Source organism: Chitinophaga varians (assembly GCF_014529945.1).
GTDB lineage: Bacteria > Bacteroidota > Bacteroidia > Chitinophagales > Chitinophagaceae > Chitinophaga > Chitinophaga varians.
The window spans coordinates 1,334,395-1,357,456 of sequence record NZ_JACVFB010000002.1; the positions used below are offsets into that span (position 1 = coordinate 1,334,395).

Sequence of the window (23,062 nt, forward strand, 5' to 3'; positions counted from 1 at the left end):
TTTTAGCAGTGAGCTGATGACCGCAAGATAGGTTAAAAGCACTAAAGCTGATGACAGAAACCTAAAGGCTATTTCCTTACCTTTGCGATCTATGGATAACAAAAAAGTAAGAGTGCGTTTTGCCCCCAGTCCTACTGGTGGCCTACATCTTGGAGGTGTACGCACTGTATTGTTCAACTATTTGTTTGCAAAGCAGCATAAAGGCGACTTTATCCTGCGTATCGAAGATACTGACCAGACCCGCTATGTACCGGGTGCGGAAGAATATATTAATGAAACGCTGCGCTGGTGTGGCCTCTCCCCTGACGAAAGTCCTGCTGTAGGTGGTCCTTACGCCCCTTACCGCCAGAGCGAACGTAAACCGCTGTACCGCCAATATGCGGAGCAACTGGTGCTGTCCGGTCATGCCTATTACGCCTTTGACACACCGGAAGAACTGGAAAGCATGCGTGAAAGGCTGAAAACGCCTGAGAACCCGCAGCCTCAGTACAACCACAAGATCAGGGAAAAAATGCGTAACTCCTTCTCCCTCTCTGAAGCAGAAGTGAAGGAGCTGCTGGCCAACAATACCCCGCACGTTATTCGTATTAAAATGCCTGCCGACCAGGAGATGACCTTTACCGATATGATCCGCGGTGAAGTGACTTTTAACACCGGTCAGGTAGATGATAAAGTATTGCTGAAAGCGGATGGTATGCCTACCTATCACCTCGCCGTGGTGGTAGACGATTACCTGATGAAAATTACCCACGCTTTCCGTGGCGAGGAATGGCTGCCTTCTGCGCCCGTTCACATCCTGCTGTGGAAATACCTGGGCTGGGAAGCAGACATGCCGCAGTGGGCGCATCTGCCGCTGATCCTCAAACCAGACGGTAACGGTAAACTGAGCAAACGCGATGGCGATCGCCTCGGTTTCCCGGTATATGCCATGAACTGGACAGATCCGCGCTCCAATGAATTCACCAAAGGTTTCCGCGAACTGGGATTCCTGCCGGAAGCTTTCATCAACATGCTGGCGATGCTCGGCTGGAACGACGGTACAGAACAGGAGATCTTCTCCCTGGAAGAACTGGTCAACAAGTTCTCCATCGACCGCGTACACAAAGCCGGCGCTAAATTCGACTATGAAAAGGCGAAGTGGTTCAACCACCAATACCTGCATCATAAAGACAACGAAAGCCTGGCCCGTCTCTTTGCTCCCGTGCTGGAAGAAAAAGGCGTCAAAGCCGCACCTGAATATGTTGCCACTGTAGCCGGACTGGTGAAAGAACGCTGCTATTTTGTGAATGAAATATGGGACCACGGCTTCTTTTTCTTCGAAGCGCCTGCCGCTTACGATGAAGCTGCGGTAAAACCCAAATGGAACGCAGACAAAGCCGCTTTCTTCGCTGCCTGGGCAGAAAAGCTGGATGATGTTTCCGCCTTTACTGCACCTGAGCTGGAAGCCAGCTTCAAAGCGCTCGCAGCAGAGAAAAACATCAAAATGGGCGAACTGCAGCTGCCATTCCGTATTATGCTGACCGGTGGCAAATTCGGCCCTCCGGTATTTGATATTGCGGCCACGATAGGCCTCACAGAAACCCGCACCCGCATTGCCAAAGGTGTAGCGGCTTTTAACAGCTGACTGAATGAATGACCATAAAGAGAAACGCCCCGTTGATAGCATATCAACGGGGCGTTCTCTTGTATAATACAGCTTTTAGGCTTTGCTTTTCTCTTTAGCCCAGGCGTCTTTCAGGGTAACGGTCCTGTTGAACACCACTTTTTCAGGCGTGCTGTCAGGATCTACGGTGAAATAACCCTTACGCATAAACTGGAAGCGGTCGCCTGGCTTTGCCTGCAGCAGAGACGGCTCTACATAGGCTTCTTTGATCACCTGCAGGGAATCCGGGTTGAGGAAATCTTTGAAATCGCCTTCTTCTGCGCCGGGGTTCTCTGATTTAAAGAGACGGTCATACAGCCGTACTTCCGCAGTAGCGGCATGTTCAGCGCTTACCCAGTGGATGGTGCCTTTTACGGTCATGCCGCTGTTGTCGCCGCCGCTTTTGGTGTCCGGCAGATAGCTGGCGTAGATGGTGGTGATGTTGCCATCAGCATCTTTTTCCACGCTTTCACCTTTGATGATGTAGGCGTTTTTCAGGCGTACATGCAAACCGGGGCCCAGTCGGAAGAATTTCTTCGGAGGCTCTTCCATGAAGTCTTCCCGCTCGATATAAAGCGTTTTGCTGAAATGCAGGGTACGGCTGCCGGCAGTGGCGTCTTCCGGATTGTTTTCGGCGTTCATTTCTTCCACCTGTCCGTCCGGATAGTTAGTGATCACCAGTTTAACCGGGTCCAGTACGGCCATCACGCGATTGGCTGTTTTATTCAGCTCTTCGCGGACACAGAATTCGAGCAGGCCGATGTCGATCATCTGCTCGCGCTTCTGTACGCCCACCCGCTCGCAAAACTGACGGATGCTGGCAGGGGTATAGCCGCGGCGGCGCAGGCCGCTGATAGTAGGCATGCGGGGATCATCCCAGCCGCTTACATATTTCTCTTCCACCAGCTGTTTCAGTTTTCGTTTACTCATCACCGTATAGTTCAGGTTCAGACGGGAAAACTCATACTGATGGCTGGGGAATATTTCCAGTTCTTTGATGAACCAGTCGTACAGTGCACGGTGGGGAATAAACTCCAGCGTACAGAGGGAATGGGTAATATTTTCAATGCTGTCGCTCTGGCCATGGGCGAAATCGTACATCGGGTAGATGCACCATTTGTCGCCGGTACGGTGGTGATGCGCATGTTTGATCCGGTACATAAGCGGGTCACGCATGTGCATATTAGGAGAGGCCAGGTCCACTTTAGCGCGGAGTGTTTTCTCTCCGTCTTTGAATTCGCCGGCGCGCATCCGGGCAAACAGGTCCAGGTTCTCTTCTACCGACCTGCTTCTGGCAGGGGTAGGCGTACCTGGCGTGGTAGGCGTGCCTTTGCTGGCCGCAATTTCTTCGGCAGTAGCATCTTCCACATATGCCAGCCCCTTTTTGATCAGCGTTACGGCAAATTCATATATCTGCTCAAAATAATCGGAGGCATACAGTTCCTTGTCCCACTCATAGCCCAGCCAGCGGATGTCTGCTTTGATAGAATCCACATACTCGGTGTCTTCTGTGACAGGGTTGGTATCGTCAAAGCGGAGATTGGTTTTGCCATTGTATTTCTGGGCCAGGCCAAAGTTCAATGCAATAGACTTGGCATGTCCTATATGGAGATAGCCGTTGGGTTCGGGCGGAAAACGTGTCAGCACACGTCCGCCATTGACGCCGTTAGCAATGTCGTCTTCTACGATCTGTTCTATAAAATTGAGTGACCTTTCTTCGCTCATAAGAAAAATTAAATATGTCTGCAAAGGTAGCAAAAATAGCGCTTAGCTTTTAGTTACGGCTAATCCTTATCTTTACGACCTTAATTTTTAAGAATGGTCAACCAGTTAAATCGTCCTGTTCGTGTGTTGGTAGCTAAAGTCGGCCTCGATGGCCACGATCGCGGCGCTAAAGTGATCGCAGCCGCCCTCCGCGATGCCGGTATGGAAGTTATTTACACCGGATTAAGACAAACCCCCGAAATGGTGGTCAATGCCGCCCTCCAGGAAGACGTGGACGCTATCGGTATCAGTATCCTTTCCGGTGCACATATGACTGTTTTTCCTAAAGTGATAGCCCTCATGAAAGAAAAAGGGATGAACGATGTACTGCTCACCGGCGGCGGCATTATCCCTGACGCAGACATGCAGCAGCTGCAGGAAATGGGCGTCGGTAAACTGTTTCCGCCGGGGACCCATACCAAAGACATCTCCGACTATATCACCACCTGGGTGGCCGGTCACAGAAATTTTTAACTTTTTTTTCGTGTAGCCGTAACATTTCCACGGGCGGGTCGTCTTCTCGGTATAAATCACCAAGAATCTAAGAAACCACAACCGCCATTTTTATGAGATACAAGTTATACCCGTCCCTGTTACTGCTGCTGTTATGCACTATCGGCGCATTCGCCCAGGAACAAACAGATTCCACGGACAATAAAAAGACTGCCGATGGGGCGATCTCCATCTCTTTTGGAAGATACCCTAAGAAGCGGGACAATATCTACGTTACCAGCGGCCTGTCGGGCATGCTCTCCTTTGCAGACATGAAGCAGAACGGAGAACATATGCGTAACATCCCGCGTTTCAGCTTCATCTTTAATTATCATGTGAACTTTAACAAGGATTTTACCCGTCACTTCGGGGCATTCACCGGCCTGGAATTCAAAAACATAGGGCTGATCTCCAAACCTACGGATTCCCTGAAGCTGAAACAAAGGGTATACACCATGGGCGTACCACTCGGTCTTAAAATCGGAGACGTGACCGGAGGTACCTTCTTCTTCTTTGGCGGTGAGCTGGACCTGGCCTTCAACTACAAAGAGAAACAATTTGTGGACGGCAAAAAAGTACACAAATTCAACGAGTGGTTTAGCGACCGTACCCCGCTGATCATGCCGTCCTTGTTTGCCGGCCTGCGTGTTCATGGCTTCGGGCTTAAAGTACAGTACTACCCGCAGAACTTCTTTAACCGCGATTTCAGCTATGGGTCCGGCGCTAATAAAGTATATCCATACAGAAACACAGATGCCAACCTGGTATTCGTCACCTTCGGTTATAACTTCAATGGTGTCAAGTATTTTAAAGTGCCCAAGAAAAGACACTACATGAGAATGAAAAGTGGAAAAGCACAAATTGAGGTGAACTATTAGCCGTTAAAAACGTTATTCTTCATAAGTCCCGTAGCAGGCCCCGGTTTGCTACGGGATTTTTTTGTGCAGTGATCAACCAAAAAAACCTCAAATACAGGCTATATGAAGAAATACTTACTCCTCTTTGCCACCTTTTTACTGTTAACCCTGTCCGTCCGGGCGCAGTTTGAAATCGGTGTTTCCGGCGGGTATGTCAATAACTATGTACATACGAATGCCGGCTATCGCGCTTTTACGCAGTATCGCCAGTACGGCGGCTTTGTGGCGGGCCTGGTGCTGCAGTATCGTTTCAACGACTGGCTGGCTATACAGGCAGACCCGTCGTATATCCGGAAAAGTTATGAGCTTCGCCGGGATCATTTTTTCGCCGGTATTTACCAGTATAACCTCAACGGCTATCTGCAATTACCCATCATGGCCCATTGCTCGTTTGGCGGACAGAAGTGGAGAGGTTTCGTCAATGCCGGCGGCTACGGCGCCTACTGGATCAGCGGGCGCATACAGGGCGCTATGGCCAATGTATTTAGCAACAGCCCCGATGTTCCTGCCAACCAGCAAACATCAGATTATTACCGGTACAATGAGGCTTATCGCTACGATGAAAAGTATACTTTCGACAGCCGCCGTGACCGGCGGATGGAATGGGGCCTCGTAGCGGGTGGCGGCGTGGAATATCTGCTGGCGGAGCGTTTTCGCCTTTTCGTGGAAGCCCGCTATTATTACGGGCTCACTGATCAACAGAAAAATTACATGATAGATCAGGTGCCCCGGTATAACGATAGTTATGTATTGCAGGCCGGATGCCTGTTTAACCTCCGCCGCCTTTTCCATGGCGATGCCCAATAATTGTTACTCACTTTTAATTTTTTATGAAGATGAAATCTCCTGTCAGCTATATACTGCCTCTCCTGCTGCTGATGACCATGGCCTGCCGGAAAGACCTGCCGCAGCTCAATGATCCGCAGAACTACGTCAACGCCAATTTCAACGAGGTGTTCGACGGCTTCTGGACCGGCATGAACAACAATTATGTTTTCTGGGATATCGATACGGTCAACTGGGACCAGGTGTACCGCACCTATAAACCTCTCTTTGCCAAACTGAATGTCAATGATTCCAACGATGTGCGCAAAGCGTATACGTACTTCAAACAAATGACATCCGGGCTGGTAGACTCCCACTATAATATTTCTTTTGCTGATACATGGCTCAAAGATTCCAACTCCGTTAACCCGGCTTTCCAGCGAAAGATGCACAGCCCGGACTTTCATCCACGCATCAGTATTTTTCATTTTTATGATACTATCCCCAGGCACTACCTGGATGCGGGGCGCCGTGGATTTACCAATACGCCTGATAAACAGTATGTGGCCGTTTCCGGCACTATCAATCAGAATATCCTGTATCTGTTTTTCAACGGCTTCAGCCTTAAAACGCTTTTTAATACAGATACCATCAACGGCGTAAAGCTGGTAGAGCAGTATTTCTTCAATGCCCTGGCCAACCGGACAGACCTGAAAGGAATTATCATTGACGTACGTGGTAACGGGGGCGGGGACCTGGATGACCTTAACTTCCTGCTGGGAAAAATGATCACGCAACCGCTTCAATTTGGTTATACCCGGTCCAAGCTGGGCAACGGACGGCTGGACTATACCCCCTGGGCACCGGCTTATGTGGGGCCGCAGCCAGGCAGCAAAGCCATTACCATCCCCATTGTGATGCTGGCCGACGCCTGGTCCATAAGTATGGCCGAAATGACTACTATGGCCGTAAAAGCCATGCCCAACGGGCATTTTGTGGGAGAACGCACCTGGGGCGCCAACGGTCCGCTGACGGGCAACAAATTTTATAACGGCGGTCAGTTCAGCACCGGCTGGCTCAATCTTGTGTATACCTCCTCCCTGATGTTTAAGTACAAAGACGGTAATATCTACGAGGGAGTCGGATTCCCGCCGGATATGGCCGTGCCTTACAACCCGGCAGCGTTGAAAGCGGGCCGTGACCTGCAACTGGAGGCAGCCCTCAGCCTGATTCATTAGTTATCGAATATTGCTTAATATTGGTAAACTAAAAAAGAAGGCCATGTACCAGACATTAAGTACACAACTGGATAATAATATTCTGATCGTGACGATCAACCGCCCGGAAAAGATGAATGCGCTCAATCAGCAGATGATGGGAGAACTGGGTCTGGTGATCGATGAAATTTACCGGAATAAAGATATCAAAGGGGCCATCCTCACGGGGGCTGGCGAAAAAGCCTTTGTGGCAGGCGCTGATATCAGCGAATTCCTCACCCTTTCCCCCAAACAGGGTGAAGAGCTGGCGAAAAGCGGCCACGTGGTATTTCAGCGGATAGAATACTCGCCGAAGCCTATCATCGCGGCTGTCAACGGTTTCGCGCTGGGCGGTGGCTGTGAACTGGCTATGGCCTGCCATTTCCGCCTCGCCAGTGAAAACGCGAAATTCGGCCAGCCGGAAGTGAACCTGGGCCTGATACCCGGCTATGGCGGCACCCAGCGGCTTACCCAGCTGATTGGCAAAGGCAAAGCCACAGAGCTGATGATGACCGGCGACATGCTGACCGCCGCAGAGGCGCTGGCATGGGGACTGGTGAATCATGTGGTGAAACAGGAGGAACTGCTGCCCAAAGCCATGGCCATCCTTCAGAAAATACAAACTAAAGCCCCGCTGGCCGTAGCCCGCGTGGTAAAATGCGTGAATGCCGCTGTAGACAAGGACGTAGACGGCTGGGAAACCGAAATACGTGAATTCGCGGCCTGTTTCGCTACCAAAGACCTGCAGGAAGGCGCTGAAGCTTTTATTCAGAAAAGACAGGCAAATTTTAAGGGAGAATAGCCAGAACAGTTTACTTTTGCTGCATTAATTCATAAAAGCTTAAGCCATGGAATTTAGAATAGAGAAAGACACGATGGGTGAAGTACAGGTGCCTGTAAACGCCTATTACGGTGCTCAAACACAGCGCTCCATTGAAAATTTCAAGATCGCCCAGGATATCAACAAAATGCCGAAAGAAATTATCAGGGCATTTGCTTACCTGAAGAAAGCGGCAGCGCTCACCAATCTGGATGCAGGCGTGCTGCCAAAAGAAAAAAGTGATCTGATTGGTCAGGTGTGCGATGAAATACTGGAGGGTAAACTGGATAATGAGTTTCCGCTGGTAGTATGGCAAACAGGTTCCGGTACCCAGTCCAACATGAACGTGAATGAAGTAGTGGCTTACCGCGCTCACGTTATTCACGGTGGTCAGCTCACTGATAAAGAGAAGTTCGTTCACCCGAATGACGATGTGAATAAATCTCAATCTTCTAACGATACCTTCCCTACTGCGATGCACATCGCGGCGTATAAAATGCTGGTGGAAACAACGATCCCCGGTATTAAAAAACTCCGTGATACGCTGGCTAAAAAAGCAGAAGCCTTCAAACATGTGGTGAAAATCGGTCGTACCCACTTCATGGACGCTACGCCCCTCACCCTTGGACAGGAAATCAGCGGTTACGTGGCCCAGCTGGACCACGGTCTGAGAGCGATCAACAACACGCTGTCTCACCTGAGTGAACTGGCCCTCGGCGGTACTGCCGTAGGTACCGGTATCAACACCCCGAAAGGTTACTCCGAAAACGTAGCGGCACACATCGCCAAACTGACCGGACTGCCTTTCATCACCGCTCCCAACAAATTTGAAGCACTGGCGGCACACGATGCTATCGTGGAAGCACACGGCGCACTGAAAACAGTAGCGGTGAGCCTGATGAAAATCGCCAACGACGTGCGTATGCTCAGCTCCGGCCCCCGCGCAGGCATCGGCGAAATCCATATTCCCGACAACGAGCCAGGATCTTCCATCATGCCGGGTAAAGTAAACCCGACTCAGTGCGAAGCCCTCACCATGATCGCTGCACAGGTAATGGGTAACGACGTGGCCATCTCTGTTGGCGGCGCCAACGGCCACTTCGAACTCAACGTGTTCAAACCGGTGATGATCTTCAACTTCCTGCACTCTGCCCGCCTCATCGGTGAAGGCTGCGTAAGCTTCAACGATAAATGCGCTGAAGGTATCGAACCTATCGAAGCCAACATCCGCAAACACGTGGAAAACTCCCTGATGCTGGTGACTGCCCTCAATACCAAAATTGGGTATTACAAAGCAGCAGAAATCGCGCAGAAAGCACACAAGGAAGGTACCACACTGAAAGAAATGGCCGTGAAACTGGGCTATGTTACTCCCGAACAATTCGACGAGTGGGTAGTACCCGGCAACATGGTCGGCGAAATCAAATAAACATACCGTTTGATCATATTACGGATTTGTGTGGTGTCAAAAGCCCGCAAATCCGTATTTTTTTTGACCCTGTCTTAACCGCACGCAGATGAACATACTCTTTTTCAGCACCCAACCCTACGACATCACCTATTTTAATCAGGCCAATCAAAACAATGCCCATCATTTCCGCTTCCTGGAATACCCGCTCAATGAAGACAATACCGCACTGATCAAAGATGAAACAGCCGTCTGTGTATTTGTGAACGATAAAGTAGATGCTGCCGTTATCGGTCAACTGAAAGAAAAAGGTATCCGCCTGATTGCATTGCGATGCGCCGGCTTTAATAACGTAGACCTCAAAGCGGCTGAGGACGCGGGCATTAAAGTGGTACGGGTACCGGCCTATTCCCCGCATGCGGTGGCTGAGCATGCCGTCACATTATTGCTGGCACTGAACCGAAAAATCTATAAATCGTATAACCGTGTACGTGATAATAATTTTACGCTGGGCGGACTGGATGGATTTGACGTGTATGGTAAAACAGTCGGTGTGATTGGTACTGGTAATATCGGTGCGGTATTTTGCCGTATCATGCTGGGCTTCGGTTGTAGGGTACTGGCACACGATGTATACAACAATGAAGAACTGATGAAAGCCGGCGTTACTTATGTGTCATCAGAAACGATCATGGCGGAATCGGACATCATCTCCCTGCATTGTCCATTAACGCCCGACACCAGACATCTTATCAACGCACACACCATCAATCAGATGAAACGCGGCGTGGTACTCATTAATACCAGCCGTGGCGGCCTGATAGATACCAAATCGGTGGTAGAAGCGCTGAAAAACGGGCACATAGGCGCCCTCGGCATCGATGTATACGAACAGGAAGAACAACTTTTCTTCCAGAACTTCTCCGGCACCATCATCCAGGATGATGTGCTCTCCCGCCTCACCACTTTCCCCAACGTACTGGTAACGGCCCATCAGGGATTTTTTACCAGAGAAGCGCTCACACAAATTGCAGAAACAACATTGGCAAATATCAACGCTTTCGAAAAAAACGAACCGCTGAAAAATGCGTTATAATCGCCCCAGGTTCCCAGGGCTGAAGCCCTGGGCTACAATGTGATCCAGAGCTTATCATGGATCATTTACAAAGTAAAGGCCGCATAAACGAGGTTTATGCGGCCTTTACTTTAGCATCTCGCTCTTTGAGACAATTGAACACATGTAGCCCAGGGCTTCAGCCCCTGGGAGGATTATTTTTTAAACACGTTGTCCCATGTAATAGTGAGGTAATACAAACCACGGATGGTAGGCCCGCCAACATATTGGAAGTACGCTGTATTCAACAGGTTGGAGGCACCCACTTTGAAAGATGTTTTGATTTTAGGGACGCGGTAGGTTACCTGTGCATCTACGGTGCTGTAGGCTGGCACGTCTGCGTTGCCAAAGAGGTTTTGCCAGTAGAAGGTATCCTGCCAGTGCCATACCACGTTGAAGCCTATATTTTTAAAGAGATTTCTGTTACCGATGCTGATGTTGGTAAACCATTCAGGGGTGTTAAAACCCGGTACCAGTGCGTCGTCTTTGGTTTTGTCCTGTGCCAGTTTGTTGAAGTTGGCGTTGCCGCTTACGGTATAGTTTTTATAGATATCGTAGGTAACGGCTACGGCAAAGCCATAGTTGTTAACGGTAGATTTACTGTTGGTCCACACGCGGTAGCGGTTTTGCAGTGTTTTATCGAGCATCTGGTTCAGCACGGCGGCATCCGGTGAATGAACGTTACCGGTTTGTGGCACTACCGCTTCAATCTGACCGATAAAATTCTTGTAGGAGCTATAGTAGCCATCTACATCGATGAATAACTTGTTGTCCAGCAATACCGCTTTATAGCCGGCTTCGAAGGAAGTAATTTCTTCCGGTACGATAGGATCGAGATTGGCCACTTTGAGGATGCCTGCGTTTTTAGCGGCAGCGGCATCTTTGCTGATATGTTCCGCGTTGATGGTTTTGTTTACTGCTACGTTGAACGCATCAACAGAAGTGGTGAGGTAGGAATTTTTGAAATAGCCCAGTCCTTCTTCGATGAAGGCAAGGCCGCCTACACGCCGCACCTGTCCGTTGTTTACAAAAGAGTAAGCCTCAAACAGGGAGGGGAAGCGGAACCCATTTTGCCATGATACGCGGAAGTTGTGTTTATCCTTCACGGAATATACGGCAGCGATACGCGGATTTACTTTTCCGGCGAACTGTTCGTTTTTGTCGTAACGCAGGGAGCCGGTGAGTTTCAGCGCGTCATGGAAGAAGGATTTGCTGATCTGTGCGAAGCCACCAACTTTGCCGTACCAGATATGTTTACCGCCTTCCTGATTGCGTTTGTCGAGTGGCAGGCTGAAATCCACGAAGTTATTGCCATCGGGGATGATTTCGTAGGTGCGGTAGTCTGCGCCTACCAGTACATCGGCGAAGTGGACGTATTTACGCAGGTTCCAGGTGCCTTCTGTATGATAAAAGCGGCTTTTTTGCTTTAGGGCGGCGCCGCCGGTAGTATTGAGCGGATTTTTGGAGGTGGGGTAAATGTCCCAGTCGTTGATGGTTTTGATTTTATCCCGCTGTGCTTCAAAGGCGGCGGTGCCGGGTTCAAAGCGGCCGGCATCTGCGAAGGCGCGGGCTGCTTTATGGGCAGCTACGAGGTCCTGGCCTTGTGTCAAGGCGTTGTTAAGGCCGGTGGTATAATCTTTCTGCCACACTTTGTCCGACTTAAAGGATTTCTCCAGATTATCGGCCAGCGGGTTCATGTTGTAGGAGTCGCCGGTATTCTCTATGGAGATGTAGGAGCGCACGGTGAAATCAGGATGTACGACTTCCAGTTTGTGGTTGGAAACGGTAACGCCTCTGAGGCCGATGCGGTTACCACGCTGGAAGAAGCCGTCCATCTGTCCCCAGCGGGAAGCGAGGGAGATCTCCATTTTGTTTTTCAGCCGGAAGTTGAGGGAGCCGTCTATTTTGGTATTGCGAACGGTGTAGTCGCCTACGAGGTCTTTTTCCCAGTAGCCGGTGCGGTGTACGGTGTAAGCGCGACCGTCTTTGTCGGTGATGGGGATATTGCCCTGATCGGCGTATTTGTTCCAGTTATCGGCAGCGATGTTGTTGTCGCCGCTGAGCTGCGGAAAATCAGGGTTGATCTTACTTTGCGGTGTGAAATCATCGTGGCTGTCGGCATACCAGTCGGTGCCCTGCATGTAGCTGGCGTTGATTTTCCAGGCAAACCATTTGGAATAGGCCTGTGCATAGCGTACAGCCGTTTCCGTGAGTGGCTTGGGGCTGCTGCCTTTACCATCGAAATGGTTGAACGCGATTTTCTGGTATACGCTGACACCCTGATAATCGAAAGGATTTTTGGTGACGAGGTTAGACATGCCGTTGATGGCGTTCATGCCATACAGTGCGGAAGACGCGCCCGGGGTGACTTCCACGCTTTGTATGTCCAACTCCGTAGGCCCGATGGCGTTACCCAGCGGAACGCCGAGGGTGGCCGCCTGATTGTCGACACCATCTACCAGTTGCATAAACCGGAAGTTGTTGGGCACGTTAAAGCCGCGGGTATTGAATACTTTGAAGGTGAGGCCGGCAGTCGTCATCTGTACGCCTTTGAGGTTGCCTAATGCGTCGTAGAAGGTGGACGAAGGCGTTTCTTTCAGGGCCCGGATATCCAGTTTTTCGATGGCTACCGGCGAGCGCAACAGCTTCTCCTGCTGCCGGGAGGCGGATACCACTACCTCGTTGACCAGCAGCGACTGGGTAAATAATTGTATGGCTACTCTGCTGTTACTGTTTTTAACTTCAAACTCCTGGGGCTGATAGCCAATCAAACGGATCACCAGCTTCAGTGGGAAACGGGTGTTGGTCGTCAGCTGAAAACGGCCCAAGCTATCGGTGGTAGTGCCGAAGGAAGTGCCTTTTATCTGTACAGAAGCGCCCGGCAGGCCGGCGCTGTGGTCATCAGTGATTTTGCCCTCAATAACGTAGGAGCCGTTGAGTTGAGCTTGTAATAGGGTTGGACTGAGTACCAGAGCCAAAATGAGGATTTTGGCCAGTATCGGAAAGAACTTTTGCATGATGTGGTAAAAGTTATAACATTATATAGATCCTGGATTGTGATAAAAGTGATAGGGAGCGCCGGAAAGCCCGATGTTGTGCCTCAACATCGGTGTAGCAACAATGTATGTACAGTTTCAAAAGCCATATAGTCTATAGAATTAGTAGACAAATATAAAACGGGGAATTTTTATTTCAAAACGATGACAGAAAATAAATTGCAAATGATTGATAATGAGTAGAAATAATTTTCGATTTTTTGATTTCGGGATTTTGGGGAGATATCCGGGCTGTCTATCAGACAGACAAAGAGAGCAATTTTTGGATGTTTTGATTTTCAATTTTTTGATTTGGGGAGATCGTTGGGCGCTCTGTCGAAGGTATGAATACTGACCTGAAACAATTGCGAATGGGTGATTTTGGAAGATAGCGGGGCTTTTTATGGGAAGTATAAATACAACCCGCGATAATAATTTAGGGATTCCCTGATTTTCTGTTTTCTGATCTGTCTCTTCAAATCAAAAAATCGAAAATCAAAAAATCCCTAAATAAAATATCAAAATCAAAAAATATCCAAATGTCTAAATCTTCACGGCTGTCTTCTCCTGTTGCTGGGCAGTATGACGGGCAAAGAACCGTTTCTGGAACAGCAGGATGGTGATGACGCCAATAGAAATAGCAGCATCAGCGATGTTGAACACCGGGCGGAAGAATACAAAGTAATCGCCGCCTTTGAAGGGCACCCAGCTGGGCAGATAACCTTCATAAATCGGGAAGTACAGCATATCCACCACACGGCCGTGGAGGAAGCTGCCATAACCGCCACCGGAAGGCATAAACTTCGCTACCTCGTAGCCGATGCTATCGTTGAAAATCAGGCCATAGAACATGCTATCTATCAGGTTGCCCGCTGCGCCCGCCAGGATAAGGGAGCCACAGATCAGCAATCCGATGCTGTATTTTTCCCGGATGAGCTTTTTCATGTATATGAAGCCAGCGACTACCGCTACTAACCGGAAGGTGGTCAACAGGATCTTGCCGAAATCTCCGCCGAACTTAAGGCCATAGGCCATTCCTTCATTTTCGATGAAATGGATACGGAACCAGTTAGGGAAAATGATAAACTCCTGCTGCATAAACATGTGCGTCTTGATCCAGAATTTCAGCGTCTGATCAATAACCAGGATAAGGATAACAATAAATACTACGTGACGATATTTCAACTGATATTAAAATTTTGTCAAAAATAACAGATTATTTCAAAGTCCGAAGCCTGCAATATCATTATTCCTGAAAATATACCCGTTTCACCCGCTGTGAAATTCCTGTTAATATTTCATAGGCAATGGTGTCCGCCCAGTTGGCCAACTGCTGTACTGGCAGGTCCTGGCCGAAAACGATCACCTCGTCGCCTTCCAGTATATCCGGGATATGGGTGACGTCCAGCATCAGCATGTCCATGGCCACCGTACCGATAACAGGGGCGAATTTGCCGCGGATGAGCATTTTGCCTACGCCGTTGCCCAGTCTGCGCGGATAACCATCGGCATAACCAATACGCACAGTAGCGGTCACCGCAGGCGCTTTGGCTGTCCAGCGACCGCCATAACCCACGGCATCGCCGGGTTCCAGGTGTTTAAGCTGTGCCACGGTGGTTTTCAGGGTGCTGACATTCCGCAGCTGCTCCTGCATACCGTTGCCGGAATCGAGGCCATACATGCCAATGCCTAATCTTACCATGTCCAGATGGAGGTCCGGATGCCGGGTAATACCGGAACTGTTGGAAATATGGCGGATAACCGTATAGCTCAGCGCTTTCTGCAGCTCATGGCTCATTTCATAGAACAAACGGCCCTGTTGCTGTGTCTGCGCGTCTTTTTCAGGATCTTCGCTGGAGGCCAGGTGACTGAAAATAGACTGCACTTTCAGCAGCTGGTTGGCTGTCAGGGCCTGCGCCAGCGCCGGAATATCCTTTTTCACGAAGCCAAGACGATGCATGCCCGTGTCCAGCTTGATATGGATAGGGAATTCGGTTTTACCGGCCGCACTCACCTCTTCCATAAACTGCAGCAGGATACTCATGGAGTAAATTTCCGGCTCAAGGTTCCAGTGCAGAATGGCGTCAAAGCTGGCTGGCTCGGGATTCATCACCATGATCGGCATGGTAATGCCGGCACGGCGCAGTTCCACGCCTTCATCGGCATAAGCTACCGCGAGATAATCCACCCCATGGAATTGCAGGAGATTGGCTATTTCAAAGCTGCCGCTGCCATAGGAGAACGCTTTCACCATGGCCATCAGTTTGGTGCCGGGCTTTAGCAACGACTGGTATTGCTTCACATTATGGGCAATAGCTGACAGGTTGATCTCCAGAATAGTCTGATGCGCTTTCTGTTCCAGCAGTTTACCGATGCGTTCAAACTGGAAGACACGGGAGCCCTTTACCAGAATAGTTTCGTTCTCGAAATCATCGGCATTGAACTGCTGTACATATTCATCGGTCGTGCTAAAAAACTGTGTTTTTAAGCCGTCTACCTGCTGGAAGCTTTTTTTCTCCCGGCCGATGTTTTTCCCGATGGCGATTAGTTTGTTTATGCTTTTTTTCTGTAACAGGTCGGCTACTTCTTCATACAGAGTAGCGTCGCTTTTACCACTTTGCAGGATATCGCTGAGGATCACGGTGCGGGTGGCGTGCTGTTGCTGCTGTTGCAGGAAATCGAGCGCGATGGTCAGGGAGCCCAGATCAAGGTTGTAAGCGTCGTTGATCACGGAGCTGTTGTTGATGCCCTGTTTCAGTTCCAGTCGCATGGCCACATTGCTCAGCAGGTCCATCCGTTGCTGTATCACTTCCTGCTCCTTGCCGAGGTACAGCATGAGCGCCCAGCAGTGAATGGCATTTTCGATGGAGCCTTCATCCACAAAGGGAATATTGATATGCAGTGTTTCCTGTTTGTACAGCGCCTCAATGCGGGTCTGGTTATCGTTTTTCTCGATGGTAACGATACGGAGGTCAGCGTCTGTTTTGCGGGACCAGGAGAACAATTCCGGGCCACCACCCCCACCTTCCTGTGTTTCTTTCTTGCCTACCTGATTGTGGAAAGACAACACGCATTCGTTCAATGCGAGGTAGTCTTTACAATAGATAAGGATATCACTTTTAGCAAAGAGGACCAGCTTTTCGTTGATCTTCTGGCGGATATTCAGAAACCCTTCACTGTGTGCTTCGCCGATATTGGTGAAGATGCCCACGGTAGGACGGATGATCTTCTCCAGGTTCACCATCTCGCCAGGCTGTGAAATGCCGGCTTCAAAAATGGCCAGCTGATGTTCAGGTTTCATCTGCCATACAGAGAGCGGCACGCCTATCTGGGAGTTGTAGCTCTTCGGGCTGCGCACAATGTTGTAATCCTTTTCGAGCAACTGATACAGCCATTCCTTCACGATGGTTTTACCGTTGCTGCCGGTGATACCTATAACCGGTATGTGGAAATGTTGGCGGTGGAAGGCTACCAGCGCGTGCAACGCCTGTAAGGTATCTTTTACCAGAATAAAGTTGGCTTTAGGATATTTCTCTAAAGGCACGGGCTCACTCACAATGAAGTTGCTGACCCCTTTGCGGTACAGCTCTTCAATATACTGATGAGCGTTGCGCCGGGGGCTAACAAGGGGTATGAACAGAGATGTTTCCGGAAAACTCAACTTCCGGCTGTCCAGTAAGAGATGTTCAATTTCAGAAAATCCGGTCTCTTGCAACAATTCCCCTTTGAGCGTCTTGTTAATGCTTGCTGCGTTATACACTTTTATCAGATTTGAATAATCATTAACCACTGCTATGACTCTGAAGCAGTCGTTTTATTACTAGGCTTTTCTTTCCGGTAAATCATTTTTCTGATGATGGAGGGAGTACCAGATAGACCCTCCCAGACAAAGAACAATCACCAACAGCGATATATATACCGGTATATGGATAAAGTAATCTGCCAGCATTTTCAGTCCAATGTATATCAGTACGATGGCAATACCCTGGGGCAGATAATCAAATTTATCCACCGCCCCTCTCAACAAAAAGAACAGAGACCTTAATCCCAGTACCGCAAATATGTTGGAGGTGTACACCACGACCGGTTGTTGTGATATGGCAAATACCGCCGGAATAGAATCCAGGGCGAAAATAATATCGGTTACGGCAAGCATCACGACTACTACAGATAACGTAGTCAGATACACCTTATTATTTTTGCGGACCACAAATTTTCCATGTGCCTCTTCATGGGTCACCCGCAGGTATTTGTTCATAAACCGATAGGCCACGTTTTCTTCCGGTTTAAACTCATCATCAGTTTTCGCTTTAAACATTTTAAAACCGGTATACAGCAGAAATGCACCAAAAATGTACAATATCCAGTGAAACCGGGCGATCAGCACCACTCCCACACTGATGAAAATAGCCCGGAAGACCAACGCCATCAGGATACCTATCAATAATACACGCGAGTAGTGCTCTTCCTTTATTTTAAAGAAGCTGAAAATGAGAATAAATACAAAAATATTGTCCATCGAGAGTGATTTCTCCATGAGGTAGGCACTCATGAAGTTGATGGCTGTCTCTGCACCATCTTCAAACCACATAAATCCAAAGAACAATACGGCAAGTCCTACCCAGAAAATGCTCTGCCACAGAGCTGTTTTTAGCGTTGTTTTGGTGTTTTTCTTACTGAATAAACCTAAGTCAAAAACTAAAGCCAGGACTATCACAATGCCGAAAATGAGATATGTCCACTGGATGGGTGTCATTAGACGCTCGCTTTTTGTGAAGGGCAAAGATATGTATTTCTCCACGCAAAGGCGTCACGCAAAGACGCAAAGCAGCCAGGCAGCAAAGTGCATATAAAAAAAATAAAAGCGGATGACGCCGGTCATCGTTTATTATATGGTAATAAAGTAATATTTTAGAAAGCAGCTAAATCCTTTACCACGCTGGTTCTTCGCTCTCTTCTTAATCTTTTTCTCTTTGCGCCTTTGCTGCTTCGCGCCTTTGCGTGCTATTCCGCGAACTTACGCTGGCGCACAAACTGGAATACCATCGCAAAAAGCAATACCAGTCCTATCGGTACCAGAAAGCAGATGGCCTGCCATTTTGTTTTTTCTTTTTTGATTTTTTCCGTGTCGAGCAACCGGAGGGCAAGCTCCTTGTTACGGCTTTCCATCATACCACTTTTGCCGCTCAGATATTCGAGACAGTTAAGAAAAAACTCTTTATTGGCAAAGGCAAAGCCCGGATTAAACTCATTGATGCCCATCTGCAGAGGCCCGTCTTTACGGGATACGGCATTGGCGATCAGGTCACCATCACTGACAACGATCATCTGATTAACGGTATCCGCTGTTTCCCGGAAGGGTTGGCCGCTTACCTGCTGAAAAGCAGCCATAGTGGCCTGGTCCAGGCGGTTGCGGAACAGGGAGGTGAAATGTCCTTCCAGCAATACGGCGGCAGGAATATGCTGCTCGCGGTATTCCCGGATATTGGGCTTCGTTTTTACGATGTCCCAGCTAACCTGCGCCGGTATACGTACACGGCGACTGCTGCGCGACGTGGTCAGCAAAATGGTTTTCTTTACCCCTTCTACTTTCACCGTGTCCATTGAGCTGACAAAGCGGCTCAGTACCATATCCATATTTTTTACAATAGGATGTGCGCCGGTAGGTGTCAGCATCGGAAAATAAGGGAACGGTACCGGCTGTATCTGTGGCCTGTTGCCCACATTACCTACTACGAGCGGCACCATATCGGACTGCAGGTCCTGCACCAGGTCCTGATTGATGCGCACTCCATAGCGAAACAGCAGGTCTTCCAGATTCAGGCCTCTGTCGAAAGCGAGGAATTCCGATCGCTGGTGCAGGCTGTCCATGGCGGCGTTGGTTTCATCAAGAAACCACAACACTTTTCCACCATTCATGACATACTGATCGATCTTTAATTTGTCCTGATCACTGAAAGCCGCTGCCGGCTTAGCAAACAGGATGATATTAAAATCATGCGGGATAGCCGGAACGGATTGAAGGGTCAGCGTATCCAGCCCATAACCGGATTGCAACGTGGTGAGAGCATCGTATACTTCTGCGCCCAGCGATTCGCCGTGGCCCAGCATGTACCCTATCAGGGGCTTTTTTTCTTCCTGCAATTTGCTGATGGCATTGGCAAACTGATACTCCAGCAAGGCTTCCGAGCTGTTCATGGTTTGCATGGGATCTTGCCCGCCCTGATTTTTCAACAGGTTCACGCCGATCGTTTTCCCTTTGTAATGTACCAGGGCGCCGGGGAAGATGAGTTTTTCGGAATAGCTGTCGTTCGCATCTTCCTGCACTTTCATGTTAAACGGCATGATGCCCTGCGCGGTAAGCTCGCCGAAGAACTTCATGCGGGCGGAGTCTGAAAGGCCCTGACCGGGATTGATGAAGGTAACGCGGATATTTTGTTTGCCGTGTTCCCGGAATTCGTCCAGCAGTTCCTGCGTAGATTGCGCCAGTTGTTTGAAGGTGGCGGGATAATCCCCTTTCAGGAACACCTCGATATCTACCGGACTGTTGAGCTGCCGGAGCAGCTGTTTGGTGCCGCTGGTGAGTGTATATCTTTTTTCAGCAGTCAGGTCCCATCTGCCGTGGAAGTAGGCCGCGGCTATATTCACACCAATAAGTACCAGGATAATGACCAGTGCCCGCTGTATATATTTTTTTCGTTTAGCCATACTGTTTATATTAACCGTTCTGCCAGAGTTTTCTTTGTAGGGATAATTTGGTGAGATACAACATCAGGCCAATGACGCTGATAAAGTAGATGATATCGCGGCTGTCGATCACCCCCCGGCTGATAGACGTGTAGTGGAAGCGGATACCGGCCATTTGCAGGTAGTAGTCGGCGCCACCGCTGAAAGCAGGGATTTTACTGAGCGCATCGAAGCCGTTATAAAAGATATAGCTGGTGAAAACGGCAATCAGAAAGGCGATCATGGCGTTGGCGGTAAGCGAAGAGGCCCAGAGACCGATAGCGGTGAACACAGCCCCCAGCAGGAACAGTCCGGTGTAGGCGCCCAGTATGCCGCCATTGTCGAGCTGCTGCGGGTTTACGCTCAACTGCCGCACTGCGATATAATATACTACCGTTGGTATCAGGGAGATACCTACAATGAGGAGGCTGCCCCAGAATTTACCCATCACAATCTGCCACCAGCTGAGAGGTTTGGTGCTCAACAGCTCCATGGTGCCTGTTTTGAATTCATCGGCAAAGCAGCGCATGGTGATAGCGGGTATGAGTAGCAGGTAGATCAGCGGGGCCAGGTCGAACAGCGGGTCCAGATTGGCGTAACCGGTATCAAGCAGGCTGGTATCCGGGAATACAAAGAGGAACAGGCCGTTTGCCAGTAAAAACAGCACGATGGCCACATAACCAGTGACGCTGCTGAAAAACTGGTTTATCTCTTTCTTAAAGATGGCAAGCATGGACAGTTGTGTAAGGATTAGGATACATAAAAATACAAATATATAAGATTATGGTTGCCGGGAAGAAAATCATGGATGTGCCCAGGAAGCGCTATCCCGGAGATGTCCTTCCTGGTACATTTCCCAGAGGGGGCTTTGTGCCCGCAGCTGTTGAACGGTACTGGTCACGGTACGGATAGCATAATCGATTTGTTCGTCGGTGGTGAACCTGCCTAATGCGAAGCGCAGGGAGGCATGGGCGAGGTCGTCGCCGATACCCAGGGCTTTCAGCACATAGCTGGGTTCCATGGAGGCCGCCGTACAGGCGGAGCCGGAAGAGAGTGCAATCGTTTTGTTGAATCCCATCAGTAAGGTGGTGCCTTCTATATATTTAAAGGAAATATTCATGACATGCGGCAGCCGGTGCTCAACGGAACCATTCACATACGCCTGTTCTATTTGTAATAACGCATCCTGCAGGCGGTTTCGCATGAGCGACAGCCTTTTTGCGTCGGATGTCATTTCCTGTTGGGCCAGTTCACAGGCTTTGCCCAGTCCTACGATACCGGGCACATTGAGGGTGCCGGAGCGCATGCCGCGTTCATGGCCGCCGCCGTCCATCTGGGCGGTGAGTTTTACCCGCGGATCGCGGCGCCTTACATAGAGAGCGCCTACGCCTTTGGGGCCGTACATTTTATGGGCGCTGAGGGTGAGCAGGTCAATATGATCGTTGAGCACATGCACCGGTATTTTGCCCACGGCCTGTGATGCATCACAGAGATAAATGATGCCATGTTTTTTCGCCATGGCGCCAATCGTCTGTACCGGATGAATGACACCGGTTTCATTGTTGGCGTACATAAAGGCGATGAGGATGGTCTGCGGGGTGATGGCCGCTTCCAGCGCTTCCGGATCGGGAAGGCCTTCACTGTTGACCGGCAGGTAAGTCACTACGGCGCCTTTTTTCTCCAGATGTTTGCAGGTGTCCAGTACGGCCTTGTGTTCCGTCTGACAGGTGATGATATGATTGCCTTTAGCAGCATAGGTTTCATATACTCCTTTGATGGCGAGGTTGACCGCTTCTGTGGCGCCGGACGTAAACACGATCTCCTGTGGGTGCGCGCCTATCAGCCGGGCTACCTGCTCACGGGCCTGGTCTACGGCCGCTTCCGCTGACCAGCCAAAAGCATGACTGCGACTTGCCGCATTCCCAAACATCACGGTGAAATAGGGCAACATGGCTTCCAGTACCCGCGGGTCACAGGGCGTGGTGGCGTTGTTGTCCAGGTAAACGGGCAAGTCTAACATATTCTCTTTATTTTTTATATCATCTCCCAAACAATCCAAATCTACGACATAAGTTCTATTTTTACCGGGTTAGGAAAAACAGTCATTCATCATACCGGTAAAAGAATTTCGCATGTTAAAAGTAGAGCATATCGGGATCGCAGTAACATCCCTCGACGTGTCCATCCCGCTATTTGAGAAACTATTAAACACCCCTTGCTATAAAAAGGAAGAGGTGGGCAGCGAACAGGTGCTGACCGCCTTTTTTCAACAGGGAGAAACCAAGATAGAGCTATTGGAGGCTACCGGGCCGGACAGTGCCATTGCAAAGTTTTTAGCCAAAAAAGGAGAAGGAATGCATCACATCGCTTTCGAGGTGGCGGATATTTATGCCGAGATGGCCAGATTGCAACAGGAAGGTTTTGTTTTGCTCCAGGAAACACCAAAAAAAGGAGCCGATAACAAGCTAATTTGCTTTTTACACCCCAAAAATACCAATGGTGTGCTGATCGAAATTTGTCAAGATATCAAATAACGAATTAGTTATACATAATTAAAATTAATAATTAAATTTATTTTAATTTTTTTTCCATTTTAGCAATCCAAACAGTTCATGTGATACGTAGATAATATGAACGACCCCGAAAGGGACCCAAAAAAACCAAAATCAGGAATAATAATTGCCCAAAATTTTTTGACTTTTTTGAACAAATATATTTTCTGATACGTTATCTCAATAAAAGACAATCAAAAACAAAAAATAAAAAAAGACAGATCCTTTATTAACTCAAGATATTATAAAACTTATGGTTAATATATGCTGTAAGTTTTCACGATTACTCTAAAGTTGGCATAGGTTATGAACACCTGCGGGTTTTTTAGCTTGCAGGTCTTTTTTTTTAGCTAAGTCCACACTTTCCCCTTTCGTTCTTTTTATCATTTAAAAAAGAAACAAACTTCAAAAAGGGCGGATAGTTTATAGGATATCTAAGATGGCAATGAAGGCAGTGGATGTGTTTAGTTCGCTAACCAGATTTTTATCACAGCTGCATTACAGGTTACTATCGTTGTTGATGGTACATTCATGCTGTACCTCAGTCGCTGCATATATGCGTTCAGGGTAT

At 48.9% G+C, this 23,062-nt stretch carries 17 protein-coding genes; 9 read left to right on the forward strand and 8 right to left on the reverse strand.

Annotated elements, in window-relative coordinates; genetic code table 11:
• The first annotated feature begins 91 nt into the window (after positions 1-91).
• Positions 92-1,624, forward strand: coding sequence for a glutamate--tRNA ligase (gene gltX / locus ICL55_RS13345; RefSeq protein ID WP_188097837.1), 1,533 nt, complete (start codon positions 92-94; stop codon positions 1,622-1,624).
• 75 nt (positions 1,625-1,699) lie between these two features.
• Here the strand turns inward: gltX and ICL55_RS13350 are convergent, their stop codons facing one another.
• Positions 1,700-3,367 (reverse strand): glutamine--tRNA ligase/YqeY domain fusion protein, encoded by a 1,668-nt coding sequence (locus tag ICL55_RS13350; protein WP_188097839.1) that lies wholly within the window; start codon positions 3,365-3,367, stop codon positions 1,700-1,702.
• A gap of 93 nt (positions 3,368-3,460) precedes the next feature.
• On the opposite strand from ICL55_RS13350, the gene ICL55_RS13355 reads away from it, so the two are divergent.
• The 7 genes from ICL55_RS13355 (at position 3,461) to ICL55_RS13385 (ending at position 10,160) form a co-directional block, all read left to right on the forward strand.
• The gene (locus ICL55_RS13355) at positions 3,461-3,880 is read left to right on the forward strand and encodes a cobalamin B12-binding domain-containing protein (RefSeq protein ID WP_169223758.1); all 420 of its coding nucleotides are present in this window, start codon (positions 3,461-3,463) and stop codon (positions 3,878-3,880) included.
• A gap of 92 nt (positions 3,881-3,972) precedes the next feature.
• Complete coding sequence (locus ICL55_RS13360) at positions 3,973-4,776, forward strand: hypothetical protein (protein WP_188097841.1); 804 nt, start codon at positions 3,973-3,975, stop codon at positions 4,774-4,776.
• Between the two features lie 102 nt (positions 4,777-4,878).
• Positions 4,879-5,622, forward strand: coding sequence for a porin family protein (locus ICL55_RS13365; protein ID WP_188097843.1), 744 nt, complete (start codon positions 4,879-4,881; stop codon positions 5,620-5,622).
• A 23-nt stretch (positions 5,623-5,645) separates the two neighbouring features.
• On the forward strand, positions 5,646-6,818 hold the full coding sequence (locus ICL55_RS13370) for a S41 family peptidase (protein WP_188097845.1): 1,173 nt from the start codon (positions 5,646-5,648) through the stop codon (positions 6,816-6,818).
• Positions 6,819-6,861: 43 nt separating this feature from the next.
• Positions 6,862-7,638 (forward strand): enoyl-CoA hydratase/isomerase family protein, encoded by a 777-nt coding sequence (locus ICL55_RS13375; RefSeq protein WP_188097848.1) that lies wholly within the window; start codon positions 6,862-6,864, stop codon positions 7,636-7,638.
• A 46-nt stretch (positions 7,639-7,684) separates the two neighbouring features.
• A complete protein-coding gene (fumC, locus tag ICL55_RS13380; protein WP_188097850.1) occupies positions 7,685-9,085 on the forward strand; it encodes a class II fumarate hydratase in 1,401 nt (466 codons plus the stop codon).
• Positions 9,086-9,173: 88 nt separating this feature from the next.
• Positions 9,174-10,160, forward strand: a complete 987-nt coding sequence (locus ICL55_RS13385; protein WP_188097852.1) for a 2-hydroxyacid dehydrogenase — start codon at positions 9,174-9,176, stop codon at positions 10,158-10,160.
• A 173-nt stretch (positions 10,161-10,333) separates the two neighbouring features.
• Here the strand turns inward: ICL55_RS13385 and ICL55_RS13390 are convergent, their stop codons facing one another.
• The 7 genes from ICL55_RS13390 to ICL55_RS13420 form a co-directional block, all read right to left on the reverse strand.
• Complete coding sequence (locus ICL55_RS13390; RefSeq protein ID WP_188097853.1) at positions 10,334-13,195, reverse strand: TonB-dependent receptor; 2,862 nt, start codon at positions 13,193-13,195, stop codon at positions 10,334-10,336.
• A 561-nt stretch (positions 13,196-13,756) separates the two neighbouring features.
• Positions 13,757-14,398 (reverse strand): lipoprotein signal peptidase, encoded by a 642-nt coding sequence (locus ICL55_RS13395; protein ID WP_188097855.1) that lies wholly within the window; start codon positions 14,396-14,398, stop codon positions 13,757-13,759.
• A 61-nt stretch (positions 14,399-14,459) separates the two neighbouring features.
• Positions 14,460-16,973 (reverse strand): bifunctional UDP-N-acetylmuramoyl-tripeptide:D-alanyl-D-alanine ligase/alanine racemase, encoded by a 2,514-nt coding sequence (locus tag ICL55_RS13400; protein WP_188097857.1) that lies wholly within the window; start codon positions 16,971-16,973, stop codon positions 14,460-14,462.
• Between the two features lie 60 nt (positions 16,974-17,033).
• Positions 17,034-17,969, reverse strand: a complete 936-nt coding sequence (locus ICL55_RS13405; protein WP_188097859.1) for a TerC/Alx family metal homeostasis membrane protein — start codon at positions 17,967-17,969, stop codon at positions 17,034-17,036.
• 248 nt (positions 17,970-18,217) lie between these two features.
• A complete protein-coding gene (gene gldG / locus ICL55_RS13410) occupies positions 18,218-19,921 on the reverse strand; it encodes a gliding motility-associated ABC transporter substrate-binding protein GldG (protein WP_188097862.1) in 1,704 nt (567 codons plus the stop codon).
• A gap of 10 nt (positions 19,922-19,931) precedes the next feature.
• Complete coding sequence (gene gldF, locus ICL55_RS13415; RefSeq protein ID WP_188097864.1) at positions 19,932-20,672, reverse strand: gliding motility-associated ABC transporter permease subunit GldF; 741 nt, start codon at positions 20,670-20,672, stop codon at positions 19,932-19,934.
• A 69-nt stretch (positions 20,673-20,741) separates the two neighbouring features.
• The gene (locus tag ICL55_RS13420; protein ID WP_188097865.1) at positions 20,742-21,959 is read right to left on the reverse strand and encodes an IscS subfamily cysteine desulfurase; all 1,218 of its coding nucleotides are present in this window, start codon (positions 21,957-21,959) and stop codon (positions 20,742-20,744) included.
• Between the two features lie 112 nt (positions 21,960-22,071).
• On the opposite strand from ICL55_RS13420, the gene mce reads away from it, so the two are divergent.
• On the forward strand, positions 22,072-22,473 hold the full coding sequence (mce, locus tag ICL55_RS13425; RefSeq protein ID WP_188097868.1) for a methylmalonyl-CoA epimerase: 402 nt from the start codon (positions 22,072-22,074) through the stop codon (positions 22,471-22,473).
• The last annotated feature ends 589 nt before the right edge of the window (positions 22,474-23,062 follow it).

Bases quoted from the DNA above. Each gene is read 5' to 3' on its own strand.
- gltX (WP_188097837.1), top strand. From the start codon at position 92: ATGGATAACAAAAAAGTAAGAGTGCGTTTTGCCCCCAGTCCTACTGGT.
- ICL55_RS13350 (WP_188097839.1), bottom strand. From the start codon at position 3,367: ATGAGCGAAGAAAGGTCACTCAATTTTATAGAACAGATCGTAGAAGAC.
- ICL55_RS13355 (WP_169223758.1), top strand. From the start codon at position 3,461: ATGGTCAACCAGTTAAATCGTCCTGTTCGTGTGTTGGTAGCTAAAGTC.
- ICL55_RS13360 (WP_188097841.1), top strand. From the start codon at position 3,973: ATGAGATACAAGTTATACCCGTCCCTGTTACTGCTGCTGTTATGCACT.
- ICL55_RS13365 (WP_188097843.1), top strand. From the start codon at position 4,879: ATGAAGAAATACTTACTCCTCTTTGCCACCTTTTTACTGTTAACCCTG.
- ICL55_RS13370 (WP_188097845.1), top strand. From the start codon at position 5,646: ATGAAGATGAAATCTCCTGTCAGCTATATACTGCCTCTCCTGCTGCTG.
- ICL55_RS13375 (WP_188097848.1), top strand. From the start codon at position 6,862: ATGTACCAGACATTAAGTACACAACTGGATAATAATATTCTGATCGTG.
- fumC (WP_188097850.1), top strand. From the start codon at position 7,685: ATGGAATTTAGAATAGAGAAAGACACGATGGGTGAAGTACAGGTGCCT.
- ICL55_RS13385 (WP_188097852.1), top strand. From the start codon at position 9,174: ATGAACATACTCTTTTTCAGCACCCAACCCTACGACATCACCTATTTT.
- ICL55_RS13390 (WP_188097853.1), bottom strand. From the start codon at position 13,195: ATGCAAAAGTTCTTTCCGATACTGGCCAAAATCCTCATTTTGGCTCTG.
- ICL55_RS13405 (WP_188097859.1), bottom strand. From the start codon at position 17,969: ATGACACCCATCCAGTGGACATATCTCATTTTCGGCATTGTGATAGTC.
- gldG (WP_188097862.1), bottom strand. From the start codon at position 19,921: ATGGCTAAACGAAAAAAATATATACAGCGGGCACTGGTCATTATCCTG.
- gldF (WP_188097864.1), bottom strand. From the start codon at position 20,672: ATGCTTGCCATCTTTAAGAAAGAGATAAACCAGTTTTTCAGCAGCGTC.
- ICL55_RS13420 (WP_188097865.1), bottom strand. From the start codon at position 21,959: ATGTTAGACTTGCCCGTTTACCTGGACAACAACGCCACCACGCCCTGT.
- mce (WP_188097868.1), top strand. From the start codon at position 22,072: ATGTTAAAAGTAGAGCATATCGGGATCGCAGTAACATCCCTCGACGTG.